The 23,294-nt window shown below is 66.6% G+C and carries 20 protein-coding genes; 11 read left to right on the top strand and 9 right to left on the bottom strand.

What is annotated here, in order from left to right:
• The first annotated feature begins 80 nt into the window (after positions 1-80).
• Positions 81-2,876, top strand: coding sequence for a glycoside hydrolase family 3 C-terminal domain-containing protein (locus QMZ26_RS18400; protein ID WP_283222282.1), 2,796 nt, complete (start codon positions 81-83; stop codon positions 2,874-2,876).
• Between the two features lie 239 nt (positions 2,877-3,115).
• Here QMZ26_RS18400 and QMZ26_RS18395 read toward each other — a convergent pair whose 3' ends face one another.
• A complete protein-coding gene (locus QMZ26_RS18395) occupies positions 3,116-4,021 on the bottom strand; it encodes a LysR family transcriptional regulator (RefSeq protein ID WP_283222281.1) in 906 nt (301 codons plus the stop codon).
• Positions 4,022-4,126: 105 nt separating this feature from the next.
• On the opposite strand from QMZ26_RS18395, the gene QMZ26_RS18390 reads away from it, so the two are divergent.
• From QMZ26_RS18390 to QMZ26_RS18380, 3 genes are all read left to right on the top strand, one after another.
• Positions 4,127-5,485, top strand: a complete 1,359-nt coding sequence (locus QMZ26_RS18390; RefSeq protein ID WP_283222280.1) for an MFS transporter — start codon at positions 4,127-4,129, stop codon at positions 5,483-5,485.
• Positions 5,485-5,871, top strand: coding sequence for a DUF4440 domain-containing protein (locus tag QMZ26_RS18385; RefSeq protein WP_283222279.1), 387 nt, complete (start codon positions 5,485-5,487; stop codon positions 5,869-5,871). Before QMZ26_RS18390 ends, QMZ26_RS18385 begins: the two co-directional genes overlap by 1 nt.
• Positions 5,872-6,070: 199 nt before the next feature.
• On the top strand, positions 6,071-7,981 hold the full coding sequence (locus QMZ26_RS18380; RefSeq protein WP_283222278.1) for a CocE/NonD family hydrolase: 1,911 nt from the start codon (positions 6,071-6,073) through the stop codon (positions 7,979-7,981).
• Between the two features lie 282 nt (positions 7,982-8,263).
• Here QMZ26_RS18380 and QMZ26_RS18375 read toward each other — a convergent pair whose 3' ends face one another.
• Both QMZ26_RS18375 and QMZ26_RS18370 read right to left on the bottom strand, forming a co-directional pair.
• Positions 8,264-9,220, bottom strand: coding sequence for an AraC family transcriptional regulator (locus QMZ26_RS18375; protein ID WP_283222277.1), 957 nt, complete (start codon positions 9,218-9,220; stop codon positions 8,264-8,266).
• Between the two features lie 97 nt (positions 9,221-9,317).
• Positions 9,318-10,409, bottom strand: coding sequence for an alkene reductase (locus tag QMZ26_RS18370; RefSeq protein WP_108758577.1), 1,092 nt, complete (start codon positions 10,407-10,409; stop codon positions 9,318-9,320).
• Positions 10,410-10,597: 188 nt separating this feature from the next.
• On the opposite strand from QMZ26_RS18370, the gene QMZ26_RS18365 reads away from it, so the two are divergent.
• The 7 genes from QMZ26_RS18365 to QMZ26_RS18335 all read left to right on the top strand — a co-directional run bounded on the left by QMZ26_RS18365 (position 10,598) and on the right by QMZ26_RS18335 (position 18,184).
• Positions 10,598-11,356, top strand: a complete 759-nt coding sequence (locus tag QMZ26_RS18365) for an SDR family NAD(P)-dependent oxidoreductase (RefSeq protein WP_283222276.1) — start codon at positions 10,598-10,600, stop codon at positions 11,354-11,356.
• Between the two features lie 124 nt (positions 11,357-11,480).
• Positions 11,481-11,930, top strand: a complete 450-nt coding sequence (locus tag QMZ26_RS18360) for an MgtC/SapB family protein (RefSeq protein WP_079222238.1) — start codon at positions 11,481-11,483, stop codon at positions 11,928-11,930.
• Positions 11,931-12,119: 189 nt separating this feature from the next.
• Complete coding sequence (lldP, locus tag QMZ26_RS18355; RefSeq protein WP_283222275.1) at positions 12,120-13,778, top strand: L-lactate permease; 1,659 nt, start codon at positions 12,120-12,122, stop codon at positions 13,776-13,778.
• 53 nt (positions 13,779-13,831) lie between these two features.
• The gene (gene lldR / locus QMZ26_RS18350) at positions 13,832-14,596 is read left to right on the top strand and encodes a transcriptional regulator LldR (protein ID WP_200734290.1); all 765 of its coding nucleotides are present in this window, start codon (positions 13,832-13,834) and stop codon (positions 14,594-14,596) included.
• Positions 14,597-14,614: 18 nt separating this feature from the next.
• On the top strand, positions 14,615-15,754 hold the full coding sequence (gene lldD, locus QMZ26_RS18345) for an FMN-dependent L-lactate dehydrogenase LldD (RefSeq protein WP_283222274.1): 1,140 nt from the start codon (positions 14,615-14,617) through the stop codon (positions 15,752-15,754).
• On the top strand, positions 15,751-17,457 hold the full coding sequence (gene dld, locus QMZ26_RS18340; protein WP_283222273.1) for a D-lactate dehydrogenase: 1,707 nt from the start codon (positions 15,751-15,753) through the stop codon (positions 17,455-17,457). The genes lldD and dld overlap by 4 nt, the downstream gene beginning before the upstream one ends.
• A gap of 61 nt (positions 17,458-17,518) precedes the next feature.
• Positions 17,519-18,184 (top strand): hypothetical protein, encoded by a 666-nt coding sequence (locus QMZ26_RS18335; RefSeq protein ID WP_283222272.1) that lies wholly within the window; start codon positions 17,519-17,521, stop codon positions 18,182-18,184.
• Between the two features lie 9 nt (positions 18,185-18,193).
• Here QMZ26_RS18335 and QMZ26_RS18330 read toward each other — a convergent pair whose 3' ends face one another.
• The 6 genes from QMZ26_RS18330 to QMZ26_RS18305 all read right to left on the bottom strand — a co-directional run.
• Positions 18,194-18,499, bottom strand: coding sequence for an I78 family peptidase inhibitor (locus QMZ26_RS18330; RefSeq protein ID WP_200734294.1), 306 nt, complete (start codon positions 18,497-18,499; stop codon positions 18,194-18,196).
• An 82-nt stretch (positions 18,500-18,581) separates the two neighbouring features.
• A complete protein-coding gene (locus QMZ26_RS18325) occupies positions 18,582-19,139 on the bottom strand; it encodes a hypothetical protein (RefSeq protein ID WP_283222271.1) in 558 nt (185 codons plus the stop codon).
• 204 nt (positions 19,140-19,343) lie between these two features.
• Positions 19,344-19,910, bottom strand: coding sequence for a hypothetical protein (locus QMZ26_RS18320; RefSeq protein ID WP_283222270.1), 567 nt, complete (start codon positions 19,908-19,910; stop codon positions 19,344-19,346).
• 246 nt (positions 19,911-20,156) lie between these two features.
• Complete coding sequence (locus tag QMZ26_RS18315; protein WP_283222269.1) at positions 20,157-21,266, bottom strand: hypothetical protein; 1,110 nt, start codon at positions 21,264-21,266, stop codon at positions 20,157-20,159.
• A gap of 2 nt (positions 21,267-21,268) precedes the next feature.
• Positions 21,269-22,888, bottom strand: a complete 1,620-nt coding sequence (locus QMZ26_RS18310) for a hypothetical protein (protein WP_283222268.1) — start codon at positions 22,886-22,888, stop codon at positions 21,269-21,271.
• Positions 22,881-23,294 (bottom strand): DUF2345 domain-containing protein (locus QMZ26_RS18305; RefSeq protein WP_283222267.1); only part of this gene is annotated, 414 nt, incomplete at its 5' end. The genes QMZ26_RS18310 and QMZ26_RS18305, both read right to left, overlap by 8 nt.

Raw genomic sequence — 23,294 nt, 5'->3', positions numbered from 1 at the left:
GCCCGCGCGGCATGAACGCTGCACCCTTCGGCGGCACTTTCCCTGGACCGATTGCCTTGGCAACGGAATTACGCCCGCCGATGAAAACGTTTACAAAGCCGCTCGCCCTGTCCCTTGCGCTGTCTGCCGCGCTGGCCGCCCCGGCCTGGGCCGACACGGCCGCCTTCACCGTGCTGACCCTGGAACAGGCACCGACCCAGGATGCGATCCCCGCCCTGGCTGCCCAGCTGAAATCCCTGAAGGTGGACGCGGTCAGCGTGCGCCAGGTGCAGCGCGGCATCGGCCAGGTCGACCCGCTGCAGCTGCTGGCCGATGGCCTGGGCTACGAATACCGCTTCATCGCCGCCGGCAAGGATGATGGCCAGACCCAGCAGGGCCAGGCCGTGCTGACGCGCCTGCCGATCGCCGCCGAATCCGGCCCCGACCAGCCGGGCCTGAACTACCTGCGCCTGGACGACGGCCGCCACACCGTGGCGCTGTACACCGATGCCGGCGCGGGTGCCGCCCGCCTGCCCGCCCTGGTCACCCGTTCACGCCTGGGCGCACCGGCGGTGCTGCTGGGTGCGGTGGCCGGTGAGTCGGCCAAGGCGGCCGGCTTCGACCCGGCCCGCGTGGCCCTGGAAGCCGACGCCAGCTACTTCAGCGATGGCTTCCAGGCGGCCAGCAGCGCGCCGTTCAAGATTGATGGCAGCGCCCTGCGTGCGACCCTGCTGACCCTGGCCTACGTGGCCGACAAGGGCGGCGAGCAGCCGTGGATGGACACCACCCTCAACGCCGATGCGCGCGCTGCGCTGCTGCTGAAGGCGATGACCGAGGACGAGAAGTTCCAGATGCTGCACAGCTACTTCGGGCTGGGCAAGGACGGTGGCCCGCTGCCGGAAGGCGCCGTGGGTTCGGCCGGTTTCGTGCCTGCGGTGCCGCGCCTGGGCATCCCGGCGCAGCAGTCGGCCGATGCCGGCGTGGGTGTGACCAATCCGGGCGGCATTCGCCCGGGTGACTTCGCCACCGCCATGCCGTCCGGCCCGTCCACCGCGTCCAGCTGGAACCGCGAAGTGGCCTTCGCCGGCGGCGCGACCATGGGCCGCGAAGCGTGGCAGCAGCGCTTCAACATCCTGCTGTCGGGCAGCGTCAACCTGCAGCGTGACCCGCGCAACGGCCGCAACTTCGAATACGCCGGTGAGGATCCTCTGCTGGCCGGCTCGATGGTCGGCGCGCTCATCCAGGGCGTGCAGAGCCAGCACGTGATCTCCTCGATGAAGCACTTCGCGCTGAACGACATGGAGACCCGCCGCAACTTCCACGACGTGCGCATCGGCGAACAGGCCATGCACGAGTCGGACCTGCTGGCCTTCGAGATCGCGCTGGACGCCGGCCGCCCGGGCGTGGCGATGTGCTCGTACAACAAGATCAACGGTACCTACGGCTGCGAGAACGGCTACCTGATGAACCAGGTGCTGAAGCAGGAATGGAAGTTCCCCGGTTTCGTGATGTCCGACTGGGGCGGCGTGCATAGCGGCTCGAAGGCGGCGCTGGCCGGCCTGGACCAGCAGTCGGCGGGTGAAGTGTTCGACGCGGCGGTGTTCTTCGACGAGCCGCTGCGCCTGGCCGTGCATGGCGGCGTGGTGCCGCAGGCGCGCCTGAACGACATGGTGGCGCGCATCCTGCGCACGATGTTCCTGCACGGCAACTTCGACAACCCGCCGCAGCACCAGAAGGTCGATGCCGAGGCCGGCTTCGCTGTTGCCCAGCGCACGGTGGAAGAGGGCAGCGTGCTGCTGCGCAATGAAGGCAACCTGCTGCCGCTGGCCGACAGCGTGAAGCGCATCGTCATCATCGGCGGCCATGCCGACAAGGGCGTGATCGGTGGCGGTGGTTCGTCGATGGTCGGCGTGACCGCCAAGGGCACCAACGCAGTGCCGGGCGTGATGCCGACCACCTGGCCGGGTCCGGTGATCTTCCACCCGTCCTCGCCGCTGGAATCGCTGCGTGCAGCGCGTCCGCACGCGACCATCGAGTACGTGGACGGCACCAACGCCGCCGCGGCGGCCAAGGCGGCGGCGCAGGCCGACGTGGCCATCGTGTTTGCCACCCAGTGGGCGGCCGAATCGGTGGATCTGCCGGACATGCAGTTGCCGGACAACCAGGATGCACTGATCTCGGCGGTGGCCAAGGCCAACCCGAAGACCGTGCTGGTGCTGGAAACCAACGGCCCGGTGCGCACCCCGTGGCTGGCGCAGGTGCCGGCGATGCTGCAGGCCTGGTACCCGGGCATCCGCGGTGGCGAAGGCATCGCCGCGCTGCTGACCGGCCAGGCCAACCCGTCCGGCCGCCTGCCGGTCACCTGGGTGGTGGACGAATCGCAGCTGCCGCGCCCGCACATCGACGGCCTGGGCTTCAAGCCGAAGAAGGAATTCGGCGACGTGTTCGATTTCGATATCGAAGGCGCCAACGTCGGCTACAAGTGGATGGCGGCCAAGGGCCTGACTCCGACCTTCGCCTTCGGCCACGGCCTGTCCTACACGTCCTTCGCCTATGAAAACCTGAAGGTGAGCGTGGAAGGCTCGCGCCTGGTGGCCAGCGTGGACATCCGCAACACCGGCAAGCGCGCCGGTGCCGATGTGGCCCAGCTGTACCTGAAGCTGCCGGCCGGCAACACCACGCCGATCCGCCTGATCGGCTATGACAAGGTGCAGCTGCAGCCGGGCGAACAGCGCCGCATCCGCATCGAAGCCGAGCCGAAGACCCTGGCCCACTACGATGCGCAGGCCCGCCAGTGGAAGATCGACGGTGGCACCTACCAGGTGCAGCTGTCGCGCAACGCCGCCGAGCCGCTGCAGAGCGTGGACGTGCAGCTGGTGGAGCAGGTGCTGCGCTGATACTGCGGGTTGTTGATGCTTGAAGGAACGGCTCCGAAAGGGGCCGTTTCTGTTTGTGGGGTGCCGTTGCGCTCGCCGGGCACGGCCCGGCGCTACCCGAATGTGGCCGCTGCGCTCGCCGGGCACGGCACGGCGCTACCGGAGATCTACTGTAGAGCCGAGCCCATGCTCGGCTGTTGTAGAACGGAGCCGAGCGTGGGCTCGGCTCTACAGAAGGCCGTGCCCGGCGGACGCCATCATCACCCGGGCGTGCCGGTGAACCACCCGCGCAGGAAATCAATCAGCTGCCGCACCTTCGGCGAGGGCTGCGTACTGTGCGGGTAGACCGCGTACACGCTCTGCTGCGGGAAGCGGTGCTGGCGCAGCACCGGCCGCAGGCGATCCAAGGCAAGGTCGTCCTCGATCAGCCAGCGTGGCAGCACGGTCACCCCGGCACCGGCCAGGGCGAAGGCGCGCAGGCTGCTGGCGCCATCCACGCGCACCACGGCATTGCCCGGGTTGGTGGCAAACAACGCGTCGCTGCCATCGGGCGCAACCACCGGCACATCGGCCAGGCGTGGGTAGCCCAGGCGGGGCAGGGTGCCCAGCTGCACGGGATCATCAGCCGCATCGGCAGAGGGCAGGCGTGCCAGCAGTGAAGGCGCCGCCACCGCCCACAGTGGGTGGCGTTCCAGCTCGCTGGCGTGCAGGCCTGAATCCGGCAGGCGGCCAAGGCGGATGGCCAGGTCGAAGCGCTCCGGAATCAGGTCGGCCGGTGCTGGCGACGTGGACAGATGCAGCTGCAGCGCCGGGTGTCGTGCGCGGAATGCCTCCAGCGCCGGGATCAGCCGCAGCTGCGCGTACTCCGGCGTGGTGGTCAGGCGCAGCGTGCCCTGCAGCTGATGCTGGTCGCGGCGCGCGGCATCGATGGCCGCCTGCGCTGCCTCCAGTGCCTGCACGCAGTGCTGCAGGAACTGTTCGCCGGCCTCGGTCAGCGCCAGGTGGCGGGTACTGCGCAGCAGCAGGGTCACGCCCAGCTCCTGCTCCAGCCGCTTCAGGTTGAAGCTGACCACTGCGCGGCTCAGGCCCAGGCGCTCGGCGGCTGCGGTGAGGCTGCCGGCGTCGACCACGGCACGGAAGATGTCAAAGCGGTCCAGGCTGACCATGGCGATTCATTGTCAAAACAGATTTGACAGTGTTGCAGCTGGCGTCGTGTTTTTCCAACAATCGTCGAAAGGCATGCTGGCCGCTTCCCCGCTGGAGCGCCGCCGATGCCCTCTCCCCGCCTGCGCCATGAGGCGATCTTCCTGCTGGTGTTCGCGCTGGACCTGGTCAACATGTTCATCGCTACGGTGGCCTATCCGGCGCTGGCAGCCGAACTGCAGGCGGACATCAGCACCCTGGCATGGGTTGGCACGGCCTACATGCTGGGCTTGAGCGTGGTGATTCCGCTGGCGCTGTGGCTGGCCGCGCGCTGCGGTGAACGAAGACTGTTGCTGGCGGCCCTGCTGCTGTTCGCGTTGGCGGCGGCCTTGGCCGGTGCGGCGCCGGGTATCGGCTGGCTGCTGGGATGGCGGCTGCTGCAGGGCCTTGCCGGCGGCCTGCTGATTCCGGTCGCGCAGGCCGCGGCCTACCGGCAATGCAGCCCTGGGCAGCGTGGGGCGCTGACCCGGCGCATCCTGCTGGTAGCACTGCTGGTGCCAGCGCTGGCGCCGGCGCTGGGCGGGCTGCTGGTGCAGTGGCTGTCCTGGCGGGGCGTGCTCTGGGCCAGCCTGCCGCTGGCACTGGCGGCGATGGGTCTGGTACTGGCCTGGATGCCGGCCGATGGCGATCGCACTGCGCCCCGCCTGCAGGCCTATGCGCTGGCCACCGCGATGAGCGCGCTGGGCGTGCTGCTGCTGGCGCTGACCTGGCTGGGCGAACCCGGCCACCGGATTGCCGGCGCGGTGCTGTTGCTGCTGGCGCTGGTGCTGGCGACCGCCCACCTGCGCCACGCGCGTCGGCAGGCACAGCCGCTGCTGCGCTGGTCGCTGCTGTCCCATCGCGGGTTGCGGCTGGCAATGCTGGTCTACCTGGCAGTGCCGGGCGTTTTCATTGGCAGCCAGCTGGCCAGCACGCTGCAGCTGCACCAGGCGGGCTACAGCGCCGCACGCATCGGTGCATTGATGCTGCCGTGGGCGCTGGCGTCGGCGGTGGCCATCACCGGCAGCCGACGCCTGCTCGCGCGCTTCGGTCCGGCGGCGGTGCTGCGCGGTGGCATGCTGCTGCAGGCCAGCGGCCTGATGTTGATGGCGCTGTTGCCGCAGCCTCCGTTTGCGCTGGCAGCGCTGTTGTACGCGTTGATGGGCGCCGGCGGCAGCCTGTGCAGCAGCACCGCACAGACGCTGGCCTTCCACGGTGTGGAGGGTGAAGCGCTGGGTGATGCCAGCGCGCTGTGGAATCTCAACCGCCAGCTCAGCTTCTGCCTCGGCACCGCCGCCATCGCGCTGCTGCTGGCCCTGGCCCTGCAATGGTTGCCGGCGCGGGCCACTGGTGTGGCGCTGGGCCTGGCCGCTGTCCTTACCCTGCTGCCGATGGCGCTGTTGCGCCGCTCGCAGCCACTGACCATTGCGCAACCGGAGCATGCCTGATGCAACACACCGCCGAACATGAAATCCACGAACTGCACGACACGCTGCAGGCCTGGTTCCGCGCCGAGGTGGGCGCCGAAGCACTCGACGATCTGATGGCGCACTTCTGCGCGGATTTCAGCATGGTCGGCATCGCCGGGCGGCGCCTGGATCGGCAGGCGGTACAGGCGTTGTTCGTCGGCGGGCATGGGGCACGGCCTGGCTTGCGCATTGCCATCGAAGCGGTGCAGGTGATCGAAGCGCCGTCACCGCTGGCGGTGCTGCGCTATCGCGAGGGGCATGCGGTGGGCGATGGGGCGGTCGCGTGGCGCGAGTCGCTGGCGGTGCTGCGGCAGGAGCAGGGGCGTTGGCGCTGGTTGGCGCTGCAAGAGGTTCAGTCGGGCTGACGGATCCGCCGGGCATGGCCCGGCGCTACCTCGGGCGCGCGGATCGGTAGCGCCGGGCCATGTCCGGTGAGCGCTGCCCAGCAGCGGTTGGCATGTGCCATCAGTCCTGCCTCCAAAGAGCGCGGAACGCAAAGCCCGCACACACTTCACCGGGCGGGGCAGGAGTACGCTTGGGTCTTTCCTGCCGGGAGGGGTTTCCATGCGTGTGCGTGCCGTTGCTGTAGCCATCGCCCTTTGCCTGTCCAGCACCGTGCTGGCCGCCGATACCCCGCCGATGACCCCGGACATCAGCGGAAAGCCCTTCGTGGCCCCCGATGTCGGCCGCGACTATGACAAGCGCGTGGTGATGGTGCCGATGCGCGATGGCACCAAGCTGTACACCGTCATCGTGGTGCCCAAGGGCGCGCACAACGCACCGATCCTGCTGACCCGCACGCCCTACGATGCCGCCGGCCGCGCCAGCCGCACCGATTCGCCGCGCATGCGTGACATGCTGCCGCAGGGCGATGAAGTGTTCGTCGATGGCGGCTACATCCGCGTGTTCCAGGACATCCGCGGCAAGTACGGTTCCGAAGGCGATTACGTGATGACCCGGCCGCTGCGCGGGCCGCTGAACAACACCAAGGTGGACCATTCCACCGACGCCTGGGACACCATCGACTGGCTGGTAAAGCACGTGCCGGAAACCAACGGCAAGGTCGGCATGCTGGGCTCGTCGTATGAAGGGTTCACCGTGGTGATGGCCTTGACCGACCCGCACCCCGCACTGAAGGTGGCCGCGCCGCAAAGCCCGATGGTCGATGGCTGGATGGGCGATGACTGGCTCAACTACGGTGCGTTCCGCCAGGTCAACTTCAACTACTTCGCCATGCAGACCGAGAAGCGCGGCAAGGGCACGCCGCTGCCCAGCCTCGGCTACGACGACTACAGCACGTTCCTGCGCATCGGCTCGGCCGGTGACTACGCCCGCTTCACCGGCGTGGACAAGCTGACCTGGTGGAAGAAGCTGGTCGAGCACCCGGCGTACGATGCGTTCTGGCAGGGCCAGGCGCTGGATGCAGTGATGGCGAAGACGCCGCTGAAGGTGCCGACCATGTGGCTGCAGGGCCTGTGGGACCAGGAAGACATGTGGGGCGCCAACCACGCCTACCGGGCGATGGAAGCCCGTGACACCGGCAACACCCTCAACTACCTGGTGATGGGACCGTGGCGGCACAGCCAGGTGAACTACACCGGCAACGAGCTGGGGGCGCTGAAGTTCGATGGCGATACCGCGCTGCAGTTCCGCCGCGACGTGCTCAAGCCGTTCTTCGACCAGTACCTGGTGGATGGCGCACCGAAGGCTGACACGCCGCCGGTGCTGGTCTACAACACCGGCGAGAACCACTGGGACCGCCTGCAGGGCTGGCCGCGCAGCTGCGAGAAGGACTGCACTGCGGCCAGCAAGCCGCTGTACCTGCGTGCCGGTGGCAAGCTGGCCTTCCAGGCACCGGCGGCGGGCGAGGGTGATTTCGAGGAATACGTGTCCGATCCGGCCAAGCCGGTGCCGTTCGTGCCGCGCCCGGTACGCTTCGGCGACCGTGACATGTGGACCACCTGGCTTGTGAAGGACCAGCGCTTCGTCGACGGTCGGCCGGACGTGCTGACCTTCATCACTGAACCGCTGAACGAACCCCTTCGCATTGGTGGCGCGCCGGTGGTGCACCTGCAGGCCTCCACCAGCGGCACCGACAGCGACTGGGTGGTGAAGCTGATCGACGTCTATCCCGACCAGGAGGCATCGATGCCGGAGATGGGCGGCTACGAGCTGCCGGTGTCACTGGCGATCTTCCGTGGCCGCTACCGCGAGAGCTTCAGCGCGCCCAAGGCACTGGCCGCCAACCAGGTGCTGCCGTACCGCTTCGACCTGCCCAATGCCAACCATGTATTCCAGAAGGGGCACCGGGTGATGGTGCAGGTGCAGTCCAGCCTGTTCCCGCTGTACGACCGCAACCCGCAGACCTACGTGCCGAACATCTACCTGGCCAAGCCGGCCGATTACCAGAAGGCCACGCAGCGGGTCTGGCACAGCGCCGCGCAGGCCAGTTACATCGATTTGCCGGTGTATTGAACCGGACGGTGGTAGTGCCGGCCGCTGGCCGGCATGCCATGCAAGAGCGTGTCGACCAACGGTCGGCACCCACCAGGTAGCGCCGGGCCGTGCCCGGCGATGGTACTGCCGGCCGCTGGCCGGCATGCCATGCAGGAGCGTGTCGACCAACGGTCGACACCCACCAGGTAGCGCCGGGCCATGCCCGGCGGTGGTAGTGCCGGCCGCTGGCCGGCACTACCATGCAAGAGCGTGTCGACCAACGGTCGACACCCACCAGAGCGGGAATCGCGCGAGAGCAGGTCAACCTACCTTCGATGGCCCGGTGCGCCAGCGGCTGGGCACCAACCCGAAGCGCTTGCGGAAAGCGGCTGCGAAGTTGCTCGGGTGCCGATAGCCCGTAGCCGCCGCGGCCTGCTCCACGCTCCAGCCGCGCTCGCGCAGGCCCTGCTCGGCATGATGCATGCGCTGCTCGTGCAGGTAATCGAACACCGAGCAGCCGTACTGCTGCACGAAATGACGACGCAGCGAACTGGGGCTCATGCAGGCGATCTGCGCAAGCTCGACCAGGCTGTGCTCATGGCTGGGGTCCTCGCGCAGGAACGCACGCACGCGTTCCAGCCGCGCACGCTGGCCGGCACGCAGCGCACGGGGTGTGGCGGGATGAAGATCATCGGCCTGCAGGCCCACGGCCAGGATCTGCAGGGCCAGGCCCTCGCGCCACAGCGCATCCAGGCCACCCTGCCAGGGGCTGTCGAACAACTGCGACAGCGCGGGCAGCAGCGTGTGCGGAATGGCCCAGTGCCGGCAGCCGACCCCGGGTCCGTGCAGCGCCTGCTGCAGCGCGGGTTGCTGCAGCAGCTCCACATCGAACTCCGCGGGCAGGCACAGGCTTACACCGCGCAGGCGCACGCTGCCCGGATGCACGCCGCGCATCTCGACCGGTTCGCGGTGATGGCTGGTCATCGCGGTACCCGCGCGCAGGCTGAAGGCCTCACGCTGCGGCACCTGCACATCCACCTGCCCATCCAGCATCATCCGGATCGACAGGCCCGGGCGCTGCTCGGCAGTGGCCGTATAGCCCACGCGGTTGCACACATCCGTGGCGACCAGGCTGAGGCCACCGCGCAGGGTCTGTTCGTGCATTTCGCCACGACCGATCCATTGGTCATCGCGCAGGTCGCGCGGGTCGGCGCGATAGTCATAGCCGTGCCGATCACCGAAGCGACGGTAATCGGCAAACGTGAAATATCGGGACATTGCTAAGCCGCTCAGCTGGGGAGGAAAGTGCTGGCGTCGGCTCGCAACGATATTCTAGCGCGGGCCCGCCGCCGCAGCGACGGGCCGCAACGCTGGCTTACGCGCCCAGTGCAGGGTAGTCGGTGTAGCCGTGCTCGCCGCCGCCATACAACGTGGCGGGGTCGAGATCGGCCAGCGCAGCGCCGCTGCGCAGGCGGGCAACCAGATCAGGGTTGGCGATGAACGGGCGCCCGAAGGCGACCATGTCGGCGTAGCCGCTGGCCACGGCCTGTTCGGCGCGTGCAGCGTCGTAGCCGTTGTTGGCGATCCACGGGCCACGGAAACGCGCGCGCAGGCCCGCGTAGTCGAAGGCCAGGTTGTCACGGTCGCCGCCGGTGGCGCCTTCGATCACATGGATGAAGGCCAGGCCGCCGATCGTGTCCAGGCGCTCCACCGCGCGGTCGAACAGCGGCTGCGGATCGCTGTCGTGCGCATCGTTGACCGGCGTGACCGGCGACAGGCGAACACCGGTGCGCGCCGCGCCGATGGTTTCGGCCACGGCGCTCACTACTTCAAACAACAGGCGCGTGCGGTTCTCGATGCTGCCGCCGTAGGCATCGCTGCGGTGGTTGCTGCCATCGCGCAGGAACTGGTCGATCAGATAGCCGTTGGCCGCATGTACTTCCACACCGTCGAAGCCGGCGGCGATCGCATTGCGGGCAGCGATGCGGTAGTCCTCGATCAGTGCCGGGATCTCTTCAATGGCCAGCGCCCTGGGCGCGGACACATCTTCGAAGCCATTGGCAGTAAAGGTCTTGCCATTGGCGCGGATCGCGCTCGGCGCCACCGGTACTTCGCCTTCGGGCAACAGGCTGGTGTGGGAGATGCGGCCGACGTGCCAGAGCTGCAGCACGATGCGTCCGCCTTCAGCGTGCACGGCGTCGGTCACTGATTTCCATGCAGCAACCTGCGCGTCGCTGTAGATGCCCGGGGTATCCAGGTAGCCCTGGCCGAGTGGGCTGATCTGCGTCGCCTCGGCGATGATCAGGCCAGCGCTGGCGCGCTGCTGGTAATAGGTAATGGCGAGCGGCGAGGGCACGCGGTCGGGCAGGGCCCGGTTGCGCGTCAGCGGTGCCATGGCGATGCGATTGGCCACGGCGATGTCGCCAAGGCGGGTAGGCGTGAACAACAGATCGGCGGCAGGACTCATCGAAGGTTCCACAGGGGAGAGGTGTGGGCCAGAGCATAGGCGCGAACGCGTTGCAGCGATGGGAAGGATCGTTGCAGGCCGTGCGTGTCGATGGCGCCCTGGGATGGCATATCCGTAACACGCGCGGGCGTAACGTCATCATCAGGCGGACGCGCTCCGCACGCCTTACCAACACGTGGAGAACACAGATGATCGATTACCAGCTCAAGGGCAAGACCGCGATCGTGACCGGTGGTGTATCCGGTATCGGCCTGGCGGTGGCCGAACTGCTCGCTGCATCGGGTGCCAGCATTTCGGTGTGGGACCTGAAACAGGACGCGGTGGATGCCACGGTGCAGACCCTCACGGCCAAGGGCGTGCAGGCCATCGGCATCGCCCTGGATGTCACCGATGAAGCGGCGGTGGAAGCCGCCGTGCAGCGCACGGTGAATGAACTCGGTGGCATCGACGTGGCGGTGAACAACGCCGGCATCGGCGGCCCGGCCGCGAGCAGTGGCGATTACCCGGTCGATGGCTGGAAGCGCGTGGTCGACGTGAACCTCACCAGCGTGTTCCTGTGCCAGCGTGCGCAGATCCAGGCGATGCGTGCGACGGGCAAGGGCGGCAGCATCATCAACATGGCCTCGATCCTGGGCCAGGTGGGCTATGCCGGTTCCACCGCTTACGTGGCCGCCAAGCACGGCGTGGTTGGCCTGACCCAGACCGCTGCATGGGAACATGCTCCCGATGGCATCCGCATCAACGCGGTCGGCCCGGGCTTCATCGCCACGCCGCTGCTGGACAAGATGGATGCCAAGGTGCGGGCCACGCTGGAAGGCCGCCATGCGCTCAAGCGCCTGGGCACGCCGGAGGAAGTGGCCGCGCTGGTGGCCTGGTTGGCCAGCGATGACGCCTCGTTCGCGACCGGCACCTACTACGCGATCGATGGTGGCTACCTGGCGCAGTGATGCGCTGAGGGCAGGCGGCGCCGGGCATCGCCCGGCGCTGGCGGGTGAACCGGCTGTGCTGGCACCTTCACTGTGATGCCACGGCCCTCGCGCCACGCTCCGGGAAAACGCCCGGAGCGCGCCAATGGAACTTACCCAGGACGTATCGATCCTGCTGCGCGTGGCCGCAGCGATGCTGTTCGGCGGTGTGCTGGGCGTCGAACGCGAGATGGGCAAGCACGCCGCAGGCCTGCGTACCCACATGCTGATTGCCGGGGCGGCGGCGCTGATCGTCGGCCTCGGTGATTCGGTGGCCGAGCACTTCCAGCAGGAGCGCTACCGCGACCTGCTGCAGGTCGACCCGGTGCGCCTGATCGAGGCGGTTGTGGCCTGCGTCGGCTTCGTTGCCGCCGGCACCATCCTGCGCGGCAACCGCGAGGACCAGGTCAGCGGGCTGACCACCGCCAGTTCACTGGTGATGGCTGCGGCCATCGGCATTGCCGTGGGCATCGGCAAGTATGTGATCGCCATCGGCGTGAGCGTGCTCTGCGTACTGGTGCTGGCGGTGATCCGGCGGGTGGAGAAACGGCTGTGAGTTTTCCGCAGTTAATGGTATGACCAATAATCCGTCTAGCCCTATGGTCTAATAGGCTCTGCGCACGATCGACGGTTCAATCTGCGTCCAGTGGTCTGCTGCTCTTCCTTATTGGTACGACCAATAGGAATGAAGGCCACGACGAACCACCGCAAGCGGTGGTGAACCCGTCCCCAGTCGAGAGCCTCCATGCAGCCCTGGCAACACCTGTACGACCCCGCCGGCAACCTGTGGTTGTCGAGCCTGATCGCGCTGCTGCCGATCGCGTTCTTCTTCGTTGCCCTGGCCGTGCTGCGCATGAAGGGGTGGCTGGCCGGCACGCTCACCGTGGCCATCGCACTCGGCGTTGCCCTGCTGTTCTACCGGATGCCGCTGGCGCAGGCCCTGGGTGCGGCGGGCTACGGCTTCGTCTACGGCCTGTGGCCGATCGCGTGGATCATCATCGGTGCGGTGTTCCTCTACAAAGTCTCGGTGAAAACCGGCCAGTTCGACATCATCCGCGCCTCGATCCTGTCGGTCACCGAGGACCAGCGCCTGCAGATGCTCATGGTCGGTTTTGCCTTCGGCGCCTTCCTGGAGGGCGCGGCCGGCTTCGGCGCGCCGGTGGCCATCACCGCCGCGCTGCTGGTCGGGCTGGGCTTCAAGCCGCTGTATGCCGCTGGCCTGTGCCTGATCGTCAATACCGCGCCGGTGGCGTTCGGCGCGATGGGCATCCCGATCATCGTCGCCGGGCAGGTCACCGGCCTGGATGCCTTCGAGATCGGCCAGATGGCCGGGCGCCAGCTGCCCTTCCTCACCGTCATCGTGCTGTTCTGGATCATGGCCATCATGGATGGCTGGCGTGGCATCCGGGAAACCTGGCCGGCGGTGCTGGTGGCCGGTGGTTCGTTCGCCATCGCCCAGTACCTGACGTCCAACTTCATCGGCCCGGAACTGCCCGACATCACCGCGTCACTGGCCTCGCTGGTCTGCCTGACCCTGTTCCTGCGCCGCTGGAAGCCGGTGCGCATCTTCCGTTTCGACACCGCCACCAGTGCCGAGGCCGCCGCGCAGGCGCTGGACGCACCGCGCTACAGCGTCGGCCAGATCGCCAAGGCGTGGTCGCCGTTCCTGATCCTCACCGCCATGGTCACCCTGTGGAGCATCAAGCCGTTCAAGGCCTTGTTCGCAGCAGGCGGCCCGCTGCAGGGCTGGGTGCTGAAAATCCCGGTGCCGGGGCTGGACCAGATGGTGCAGAAGATGCCGCCGATCGTGCCGGCACCCCTGAGCTACGACGCGGTCTACACGTTCGACTGGTTCTCGGCTACCGGCACCTCGATCCTCCTCGCTGCAGTCATCGCCATCCTCGCCCTGCGCATGCCGGCCAAGGCCGCCGTGCAGACCTTCGGCGAAACCGTGCGCGAGCTGCGCGTGCCGATCTATTCCATCGGCATGGTGCTGGCCTTTGCCTTCATCGCCAACTACTCCGGGCTGTCGGCCACGCTGGCGCTGGCACTGGCCCACACCGGCAAGGCCTTCCCGTTCTTCTCGCCGTTCCTGGGCTGGCTGGGCGTGTTCCTGACCGGCTCGGACACCTCGTCCAACGCGCTGTTCTCGGCGCTGCAGGCGACCACCGCGCAGCAGATCGGGGTGTCTGACGTGCTGCTGGTGGCGGCCAACACCACCGGCGGGGTGACCGGCAAGATGATCTCGCCGCAGTCGATCGCCATTGCCTGCGCCGCGGTGGGCCTGGCCGGCAGGGAGTCGGACCTGTTCCGCTTCACGGTCAAGCACAGCCTGATCTTCACCACGATGGTCGGCCTGATCACCCTGGCCCAGGCCTACTGGCTGACCTGGATGATCCCCTGAGCCATGTCGGGCAGGCTGACCCACCGCTGCATGCTTCGGGCGACAATGGCGCCATGAGCATGCAACGGGTTTCGGACAAGGTGGCCGCGCAGCTGCGCGTGCTGGTGCAGGAGCAGCAGCTGAAGCCGGGTGACCGGCTGCCGGCCGAGCGCGCGCTGGCGGTGCAGCTTGGGGTTTCGCGTACCGCGCTTCGCGAGGCGATCGCGCAGCTGGCCAGCCAGGGGCTGCTGACTGCCCGTGTGGGCGGCGGCACCTACGTGGCCGAGCCGGCCGCGCGGGCCCGGCAGGCGCTGGACGAGCCGCTGGCGCCGTACCTGCCGCTGTTCCAGGGCGATCCGGAATACCGCTTCGACGTGCTCGAGATCCGCCACGCGCTGGAAGGTGCCACTGCCTGGCATGCCGCGCTGCGTGCCACCGACGAAGACCGCGCGCGCATCGCGCAGGCCTTCCAGACCATGATGGATGCACACGGCAAGGATGATCCGGCCGGTGAGGCGGAGGCCGATGCGGCGTTCCATCTGTCCATCGCCGAAGCCTCGCACAACCTGGTGCTGCTGCAGGTGATGCGCGGGCTGTTCGAGCTGCTGCAGACCAACATCTCGCAGAGCCGCGAAAAGCTCTACACCTCGGCCCGCACGTTCTCGCCGCTGTCCGACCAGCACCGCGAAATGATGGATGCGGTGCTGGCCGGCGATGCCGAACGTGCGCGCGCCGCTGCGCACGCCCACCTCGCGTTCGTGCACACCACGCTGCGCACCCTCGATGACAACGAGGCCCGGCGTGCACGCGCCTCGCGCCTACCTTCTCCGCATGGCTGATTACTTCCGGTTGACCCCATGATCATTTCCGCCTCCACCGATTACCGTGCCGCAGCGCAACGCCGCCTGCCGCCGTTCCTGTTCCACTACATCGATGGCGGCGCGTATGCCGAGCACACGCTGAAGCGCAATGTTTCCGATCTGTCCGACATCGCGCTGCGCCAGCGCATCCTGCGCAACATGTCCGACCTGAGCCTGGAAACCGAATTGTTCGGCGAGACGCTGGCGATGCCGGTGGCGCTGGCCCCGGTCGGCCTGACCGGCATGTACGCACGGCGGGGCGAGGTACAGGCCGCGCGTGCGGCCGACAGTCGCGGCATTCCCTTCACCCTGTCCACTGTCTCGGTCTGCCCGATCGAAGAAGTGGCGCCGGCCCTCCAGCGGCCGATGTGGTTCCAGCTGTACGTGCTGCGCGACCGCGGCTTCATGCGCAATGCGCTGGAGCGCGCACAGGCTGCGGGCGTGACCACCCTGGTGTTCACCGTGGACATGCCGGTACCGGGTGCGCGCTATCGTGACGCGCACTCGGGCATGAGTGGCCCGAATGCCTCGCTGCGCCGTATCGGACAGGCCATCACCCATCCGCAGTGGGCGTTGGACGTCGGCCTGCTGGGTCGCCCGCACGACCTGGGCAACATCTCCACCTATCGCGGCAACCCGACCGGGTTGGAGGACTACATCGGCTGGCTGGGCAGCAACTTCGATCCGTCCATTTCCTGGAAGGACCTGGAGTGGATCCGCGAGTTCTGGAAGGGCCCGATGGTGATCAAGGGCATCCTCGATCCGGACGACGCCCGCGATGCGGTGAAGTTCGGTGCCGATGGCATCGTGGTGTCCAACCATGGTGGCCGCCAGCTGGACGGCGTGCTGTCCACTGCACGCGCACTGCCGGCCATTGCCGATGCCGTGCAGGGCGACCTGAAGATCCTGGCCGATTCGGGCATCCGCAACGGCCTGGACGTGGTGCGCATGCTGGCGCTGGGCGCCGACACCGTGCTGCTGGGCCGTGCCTTTGTCTATGCGCTTGCCGCACAGGGTGAGGCCGGCGTGGCCAACCTGCTGGACCTGATCGCCAAGGAAATGCGCGTGGCGATGACCCTGACCGGTGCGCGTCGCATCGCCGATATCGGCCGTGACTCGCTGGTGAGCCTGCCATGAGTGGCCACGACGCCGTGCTGGCGCAGTTGCGCGATGCGGTCGGCAGTCGCCACGTACTGACCGGCGACAAGGCCACCCGGCGCTTTCGCCGCGGCTACCGCTTCGGTGATGGCCCTGTGCTGGCGGTGGTGCGCCCGGGCACGCTGCTGGAACTGTGGCGCGTGCTGCAGGCGGCAGTGCAGGGTGGGGCAGCGATCATCCTGCAGGCGGCCAACACCGGCCTGACCGGCGGCTCAACCCCGGACGGCGACGACTACGGCCGGCCGATCGTGCTGGTCAGCACCCTGCGCCTGACCGGCATCCAGCTGTTGAACGAAGGCCGCCAGGTGCTGTGCTTGCCAGGCGCAACACTGGACCGCCTTGAGCAGACGCTTGCACCGCTGGGGCGCGAACCGCATTCGGTGATCGGCTCGTCCTGCATCGGCGCTTCGGTGCTGGGCGGCGTCTGCAACAATTCCGGCGGCGCGCTGGTGCGCCGTGGCCCGGCGTACACCGAGCTGGCACTGTACGCGCAGGTCGATGCGCAGGGCACACTGCAGCTGGTCAACCACCTGGGCATCGCCCTGGGCGATACCCCGGAGCAGATCCTGCAGCGCCTGCAGGACGGGCAGTACAGCGCGTCCGATGTGGGTGACGGTGAGGGCCGCGCCGCGTCCGATCCACGCTATGCCGAGGAGGTGCGGCGGATCGACGCCGATACGCCCGCCCGGTTCAACGCCGATCCCAGCCGCCATTACGAAGCGGCCGGTTCGGCGGGAAAGCTGGCCGTATTCGCCGTGCGCCTGGATACGTTCGAAAAGGAAGCCGCCGAGGTCTTCTACATCGGCAGCAACCGCACCGCCACGCTCACCGCCATCCGCCGCCAGCTGCTGACCGGTTTCGAGCGCCTGCCGATTGCGGGTGAGTACATCCATCGCGATGCCTACGACATTGGCGAGCGCTATGGAAAGGACACGTTCCTGTTGATCGATCGCTTGGGCACCGCGCGCGTGCCGGCCGCATTCGCGCTCAAGAGCCGCGTCGATGGCTGGTTCGAGCGACTGGGCCTGCGCGGGGTGACCGACCGGATGATGCAGGCACTGACCGGCCTGCTGCCCTCGCATCTGCCGGCGCGCATGGGCGAGTTCCGCCAGCGCTATGAACATCACCTGCTGCTGAGGGTGTCGGCGCAGGATGCCGCGGAAACCGAGCGCTGGCTGCGCGAGTGTTTCGCCAACCACGAAGGTGGTTTCTTCCGCTGCACGGCCGAAGAAGGGCGCAAGGCGTTCCTGCATCGCTTTGCGGTCGCCGGTGCGGCGGTGCGCTACCGCGAAGTCCACCGTGCGCAGGTGCAGGACATCGTGGCGCTGGACATCGCGCTGCGCCGCGACGACGCGGACTGGTTCGAATCCCTGCCGGCCGACATCGACGGGCGCCTGCTGCACAAGCTGTACTACGGCCACTTCCTCTGCCATGTGTTCCACCAGGATTACATCGCGCGCAAGGGCGAAGACCCGATGGCGATCGAGCACGCGATGTGGGCGCTGCTGGACCAGCGCGGTGCCGAGTACCCGGCCGAACACAACGTCGGCCACCTGTACCCGGCCAAGCCGGCACTGGCCGGCTTCTATCGGCAGCTCGACCCGAGCAACACGTTCAATCCGGGTATTGGCCACACCTCCAAGGCGAAGGGGTGGGGGAGCTGCGACTGCAACGGGCATTGAACATCTCCTGCGTTACCATCGCTGCATTCGCAAGGATGCGCTGCTGCGCAGAGGATGCCTGATGAGCCATGCCCCCGTTTCCCGAGCGCTGTCTGCCGCGCTGCTGATGATGCCGCTGATTGCTGCGGCGGCCGCGCCCAGCGCAACCGGCAGCCGCCTGGAAGCACTGTTACCGGTGCCCGCTGCTGCAGACACTGCGGCGGACGGCGCCCGCTACTGCACCGAGGACCGCGCCTGGTGCGCGCAGGCGCTGCAGGCCGATGAGACGCCGTTTGCCACGCTGATGGTGGAAGAAGCGATGAACGGCGCACGCGAACCGCTGAACCGTGCGGTGACCGTGGCCGTGCCTGAAGGCGCACGCCTTGCGGTGTGGCCGAACATCATCCGCCTGCCTGCCCACCGCGTGGAAGGCACTGAGGTGCAGGATGTGCTGGTCGCCGCGGTCGTGCAGCAGGAGGGAAAGCCTGCCTGGCTGCACGTGGGCCAGGTTCGTCACCTGGCCGATGATGTGCAGACCGACAGTGATCTGCTGGTGGTGCCGTGGCAGGCGGGGGCCAGCCTTGAGGTGCAGCCCTCCACCGATGCCCTGCCGCAGTTGAAGTACCGCAGCGGCGAGCGTGCCGCGTGTGCCGCCGACCGGGTGTTCCGCAGCGTCGGCGGGAGCTACGTGCCCGACAGGCCGCTGCCGGCCTGTGCCAAGGTGGCCGGCCTGCCGCAGGCCCTCTAGGGCGCGCGGTTACTCGCAGCGCGCAGCGGTGATGATGTTGTTCTTGTCCATGTAGACCCGCAGGCGGTCCTGGCGGATGTCCTTGGTGGTGATGGTGGTCGGGCCGATCGGATTGACCAGGCCCGCGCCGCTTTCACGCGACAGCCGGCGCATGTTTTCTTCATTGCCCGGCTGGCCTACGGCCCACCCCAGCTGGCTGGCGTCGCAGAGGCCCGTGCCCTTCACCTGCGGGCCGGGCGTGCTGACACAGGCCGACAGCAGCAGCGGCGTGGCAAGGGCGGCAAGGGCGAGGCGGGCGATGCTGACTCGGGTCATCGGAACGGCTCCAGGGCGCATGATGGCGCCACCATAGCACTGCGCCCACGCTGTCGGCATGCGTTGGATCAAGGCGCGGCGTTCACGGCGCGCCGGGCGGGCCGCGCTTGATCGCTTCCCAGACCTTGTCCACGTGCGCGCGCAGTGCCGGCGCAGCCGATGCCAATGCAGGATCGTCCTGGCGCTCGCCGCCGAAGGGCGCGTCGCCCTCCACCTCCACCAGCGATTCGCCCCGCACTTCGTAGTACTGCTCCCCCTGGCGAAGGCCGATGCGCAGCTGCTGCGGATCCACCCCGCCGCCACAGAAGCTGTGGCTGGCCAGGGTCAGCTCGGCGCGGCCATCGTTGTCGAGATCGGTCGCCGTCACCTGGTCCAGGAAATAACCCGCGTCCAGGTCCAGGCCTTCGCATTGGATCGGGTCGTCGACGCTCCACCGCGACGTCCAGGGCGCCGCCTGGTCCGCACGCCGGTACAGTTCCGCGCGCAGAGTGATCTGCTCCACCGGATCCTCATCACCTTCGGCGGGCATCGTGCTCTCGCTGCGGGAAAGCAGCAGCAGGCCTGCGCCGTCGATGTCGTGGAAGGGCAGCTGCTTCAGCAGCGTCCCCGAATGGAGATCTTCCAGCTCCGCTTCGGGCATCGGTGGGGTGACCGTGAATGCTGATGACGCGTCATGGGAACCACAGCCCGTCGCACTCAACAAGAGCATGCAGCTGAGCGTGAAGCCGCGGAGGCACGTCGCCGCAACGCCAGGCTTGGCGGGTGCCATCACGTCCTGGCCCGGACTCGATTTCATTGAGGGAGCTGTCATATCGGCGATCATCGAACAGGCACCACGCTTCTGTCATTCATCCTGGGCCCTGCAGGCCACGGCCGGATCCAGTCCGGCCGGGCCGCGATACGTCGCCGTGCTGGGATCAAAGTTCAGCTGGATCTTTTCGGTGCGGACCGCATCGCCGCGGCTTTGCGGGCAGTTCCGCGTCGCTTCCAGAACCGGCCACGTGGCATGCGGCATGGCCGGAGCGGTCAGTGTCGTGAACTTTCCTTCCAGGAGCCGGATGTAGGTTCCGTCCCTGCATTGGGCGAGGACCAGCTTGTCGGTCACGTCGATATCGCCATTGCTGCTGCCGGCGTAGGTCAGGATGGCATCCTTGCGCCCATCCTTGTCCAGATCCGGCGTATCGCTCAGCGAGGTCTTTCCCTGTTGGCCGCTGTACGGGCAGCCTTCATCGTCGCCGGGCGGGCAGGCGCTGACGTGTTTCCCTTCCAGGGGAAGCAGCTCGATCCGATCATCAAGGGCGACCGCTGCGCAGGCGCGGTCCAGGGCTTCGGCGGCAGGCGGCTTGGCAGCGCAGGTGGCGGCCAGGCAAAGACCGGCCAGCAGCGGGGCGGCTTGAAGGACGGAAGGCATTGTCATACTCCCGTGGTACCCAAGTGGAAGGCGCTGCGGCCAAGCCTGACTGATGGCGACGTCGTCCTGGTGTGTCCACAAGGATGGTAGCCGCACCCTCGATGCAGCCTGCCGTCCGTTGAGTCCATTTGGCGTGTCATGTCTGACTCAGCGTACGACCAAGGAGAAGCGCAGTAGTGACCTGCTGCTGCGCCGCCGGTTTGGCCATGCGGTTGCCGTTTCCACTGGTGGGTTGGCAGCAGAACGTCAACCCAATGCCGGCGGTGTCTGGTCTGCGGCCCAGATCCAGAAGGTGTCACCCCAGTCGCTGTTGATGGCGGGGAACACATCGCCTTCCTTGAAGAAGCGCCGACTGCCTTGTGCAGGCGTGTACCACCAGCCGGCCACAGGCACCGGCTTGCCGGCGGCGACTCGGTCCGGCCGGCGGTCCGGTCGATCCGTGCCGGCGTAGCTGCCGTCGATATCCTCGAATTCATCGGCAATGCGTTCGACGAAATACCATTCGCAATCCTGCTGATCGAAGGACTCGGAAGCGATGACTGAGGGTGCCACTTTCGCCACGTCAGCCTGGACGTCGGACCAGCCGTAGGGATCCAGGTGCCGGTTTGCATCTAGGAAGCGATAGAAGGCTTCGGTATCCCCCCACATGCGCTCTCGACCGATCTGCTTCAGAACGGCTCGTCCAATATCGTTGGGGGCCATGGCCGGGCAGAGTTCTCCGTACCCACCGGTCCATGCAAACTGAAGCGAAGCCATGGGGTCGTTCTTGGCGACGTAGATACCCGTGCGCGGAGGAACCTGATTGGTCCGCACGACAAAATCTGTACGGACACGGAATTTGGGAATTCGATGTGAGTCGATCACGCCCTTGTTCCAGAGCAGCCAAAATGAGAAGTCATTCTTGACGGGGGGGCGAGCGACTATGCCGGAGATCTCCCGTGCATAGGCGAAGACGCTTTCGGCGCTGTCGCGGAACAATTTTTCCTGTTCCGGTGTCGCCCACGCCATCTGGTAGGCGTACTCCTCCAGCATGCGAGCACATTGGTGCTCGCCTGCGACACTGTATTGCTCGATTGAGCGCAGTGCTATGTCCTTGACGATGCCTTCACGAAACTCCATCAGAGCTGGAAAGGCGTACGTCGAGAAGTGCGAGGCCGTATCCTGGGACTCCCAACCCGCCATGGCTCTGCCAGCTGTATCCAGATGCGAGCGCTCATCAAGCATCTGGTCGGTCATGGCCAGCAGGCCATCGATCTGCGGCAGCAGGCCCTTCAGGTACTCCATCGAGGTGAAATGATGGATAAGGGCGGCTTGGCGCTTGTGCCACGGATTCAGTTCCAGATATTGAATTTTCATGTTCAGCGGTTCATTTTCTGGCCGGAGATGTTCGGCAGGCCCAGCTTCACATCATTCATTTGAGTGCCAAAGTCGGTTGTCCCCCAGCCGGTGTCCATTGGGCCGAGAATGCGGGGGTTGTTGATCTTGGTTCGCAGGCTGACGTATTTCACCTGCTCATGCGGAGGCAGCAGCTTCCACTTGTCATAGGTCATGCTGCTCTTGGTCATGGCGCCAGTCGTTTCATTGACCGCGTAGTACTCCGAACTGTCGGCCAACGTCCTCTTTCCCGGCGTTCCGGCAGCGTCGTACTCAAAGGCCGCATCGAACTTGATCTGCTCGTAGCCGCCTTCAAGGTGGTGATCCTTCAGCTCTTTCTTGACTTGCGCAGATGCCGGGCCGCGCCATACCTTCAGTTCTTCACCTGCCTTCAATTCATAGACGACGAACTGCCCATTGGGGTTCCAGTCAGGCCAGACGGCCAGATTCTTTCGCCAGGTGGCCCTCGGGTCGGCTGACTTCATGATCGTATTGAAGACTTCTTCGGTAACCCAGTCCGCACCGGCGCTGAAGTTCGCCGGTGAGACCACGCGATAGAGCTTTGCTGGTCCCTTGATGGTATCGGCGCGCATGCCTTTGGCGAAGCTTTCGATCTGGCCATTGGTCAATTTCGGGAAGCCCTTGTCCGCCATCTCGTCGACACGTGCACGATAGTCGGAGGGATCCAACGGCAGATTCTTCGTCGGCTTCCCCTTGCCAAGCCACGACGGGGACGGATCAACCCGCCGCATCAATGAAACGGCATGCGCCTCGGGCAGCGTGCCGGTGAAATGGAAGTTGCCCGCGTTGACGATGCCGCGGCGCTGCACCAGGTCTTCGAATTCAAGGCGCTTGATGATGGCATCGAGAATGTGCTGTACGGGCGCCAGCACCTGGCCGATGTAGTTGTCTGCAATCTTCCGGATGCCAACGACGAGGTCGATGGTCTCCTGTGCGCGGCGCCCCACCAGCGGGATATCGGCGACCTTGCCCAGCAGGTTGCGCATCAGCAGTACCGCACGATCAAAGGCCTTCAGCAGCTGTGCTTTGGTCACCAGTCCACGCACGACACGGGTCTGCTTTGCCAGCTCATGGAACACGCGGTCCCAGCGCATGGCTTTCCAATACTTTGCGACCTCGCGTCGGCGCAGAAGCGTGATGACCCAGCTCATGGCCTCATCGACGGCGCGGACAAGATGGTTCAAGCCGAAGCGGCGGATGAAGAGGAAGAAGATCTTCAGCACACCCTTCAGCAGAGAGCCCAGAGTGGGGATCAGGCCGATCAGGGTCAGGACAAGCGCGATCCACGCCCATGAGTTGCTCTTGTCGTCGTTGATCTGCTTGCAGTTGGCAATGATGTCCCGGACGTCGCAGACCTGGTCCACGCCGGGGATCATGGATATGGCGGTATCAAATACGATCTGTCCGGTGGTGCGTTCCTGGTTGAAATCACCCTGGATTGATTCCCACAGCCACACGAAGACATTCTTGCCGCCATCTACAGCGCTCTTGTACTGCTCGCTGATGAAGGCAAGTGCTTCGCGAAGCTGCTGGAGTGAGACGGGGGCTGCCTGGTTCGGGAGATCTGCGCGCGGATCACCCATGACCGGTGCCCTGCTGGGGAGAGACGATCAACTCCAGGTCAGGCCACTTGTCTTCCGGGTCAGGTTTGCGGGGTTCATACACAACCTTTTCCACTTCCTGCTTCTGGATGGGCTCGTGGTGGGCCTTGCCCTGATCATCCAGCTCGCCCTTGATGACGGAGCCGTTCTTGAAGTGAATTTCGTAAGGGGTGCCTGCCATGGCCTGTTGTGTCTCCACATCGCGGTAATCCAACGCGATCCAGTCGGGAATGTCCTGAAGCCCTCCAGGAAGCGGAGGAATGAACGGGGCAGAGCTCTCTCCCCCCATGAACGGATGCTCACCCGCCTTGACCTTGAACTCGCCCGGGCAGCTGAACGTGATGTTCCCGCCTTCCAGCGTGATCGCACTGCTGCCGGCCTGCAGCAC

This window comes from Stenotrophomonas sp. PFBMAA-4 (genome assembly GCF_030053215.1).
GTDB lineage: Bacteria > Pseudomonadota > Gammaproteobacteria > Xanthomonadales > Xanthomonadaceae > Stenotrophomonas.
This window is presented reverse-complemented; position numbering and strand designations above follow the sequence as displayed.

What these genes read in the sequence shown, in the direction of transcription:
- QMZ26_RS18400 (WP_283222282.1), top strand. Translation starts at nt 81, where the DNA reads ATGAAAACGTTTACAAAGCCGCTCGCCCTGTCCCTTGCGCTGTCTGCC.
- QMZ26_RS18395 (WP_283222281.1), bottom strand. Translation starts at nt 4,021, where the DNA reads ATGGTCAGCCTGGACCGCTTTGACATCTTCCGTGCCGTGGTCGACGCC.
- QMZ26_RS18390 (WP_283222280.1), top strand. Translation starts at nt 4,127, where the DNA reads ATGCCCTCTCCCCGCCTGCGCCATGAGGCGATCTTCCTGCTGGTGTTC.
- QMZ26_RS18385 (WP_283222279.1), top strand. Translation starts at nt 5,485, where the DNA reads ATGCAACACACCGCCGAACATGAAATCCACGAACTGCACGACACGCTG.
- QMZ26_RS18380 (WP_283222278.1), top strand. Translation starts at nt 6,071, where the DNA reads ATGCGTGTGCGTGCCGTTGCTGTAGCCATCGCCCTTTGCCTGTCCAGC.
- QMZ26_RS18375 (WP_283222277.1), bottom strand. Translation starts at nt 9,220, where the DNA reads ATGTCCCGATATTTCACGTTTGCCGATTACCGTCGCTTCGGTGATCGG.
- QMZ26_RS18370 (WP_108758577.1), bottom strand. Translation starts at nt 10,409, where the DNA reads ATGAGTCCTGCCGCCGATCTGTTGTTCACGCCTACCCGCCTTGGCGAC.
- QMZ26_RS18365 (WP_283222276.1), top strand. Translation starts at nt 10,598, where the DNA reads ATGATCGATTACCAGCTCAAGGGCAAGACCGCGATCGTGACCGGTGGT.
- QMZ26_RS18360 (WP_079222238.1), top strand. Translation starts at nt 11,481, where the DNA reads ATGGAACTTACCCAGGACGTATCGATCCTGCTGCGCGTGGCCGCAGCG.
- lldP (WP_283222275.1), top strand. Translation starts at nt 12,120, where the DNA reads ATGCAGCCCTGGCAACACCTGTACGACCCCGCCGGCAACCTGTGGTTG.
- lldR (WP_200734290.1), top strand. Translation starts at nt 13,832, where the DNA reads ATGAGCATGCAACGGGTTTCGGACAAGGTGGCCGCGCAGCTGCGCGTG.
- lldD (WP_283222274.1), top strand. Translation starts at nt 14,615, where the DNA reads ATGATCATTTCCGCCTCCACCGATTACCGTGCCGCAGCGCAACGCCGC.
- dld (WP_283222273.1), top strand. Translation starts at nt 15,751, where the DNA reads ATGAGTGGCCACGACGCCGTGCTGGCGCAGTTGCGCGATGCGGTCGGC.
- QMZ26_RS18335 (WP_283222272.1), top strand. Translation starts at nt 17,519, where the DNA reads ATGAGCCATGCCCCCGTTTCCCGAGCGCTGTCTGCCGCGCTGCTGATG.
- QMZ26_RS18330 (WP_200734294.1), bottom strand. Translation starts at nt 18,499, where the DNA reads ATGACCCGAGTCAGCATCGCCCGCCTCGCCCTTGCCGCCCTTGCCACG.
- QMZ26_RS18325 (WP_283222271.1), bottom strand. Translation starts at nt 19,139, where the DNA reads ATGCCCGAAGCGGAGCTGGAAGATCTCCATTCGGGGACGCTGCTGAAG.
- QMZ26_RS18320 (WP_283222270.1), bottom strand. Translation starts at nt 19,910, where the DNA reads ATGCCTTCCGTCCTTCAAGCCGCCCCGCTGCTGGCCGGTCTTTGCCTG.
- QMZ26_RS18315 (WP_283222269.1), bottom strand. Translation starts at nt 21,266, where the DNA reads ATGAAAATTCAATATCTGGAACTGAATCCGTGGCACAAGCGCCAAGCC.
- QMZ26_RS18310 (WP_283222268.1), bottom strand. Translation starts at nt 22,888, where the DNA reads ATGGGTGATCCGCGCGCAGATCTCCCGAACCAGGCAGCCCCCGTCTCA.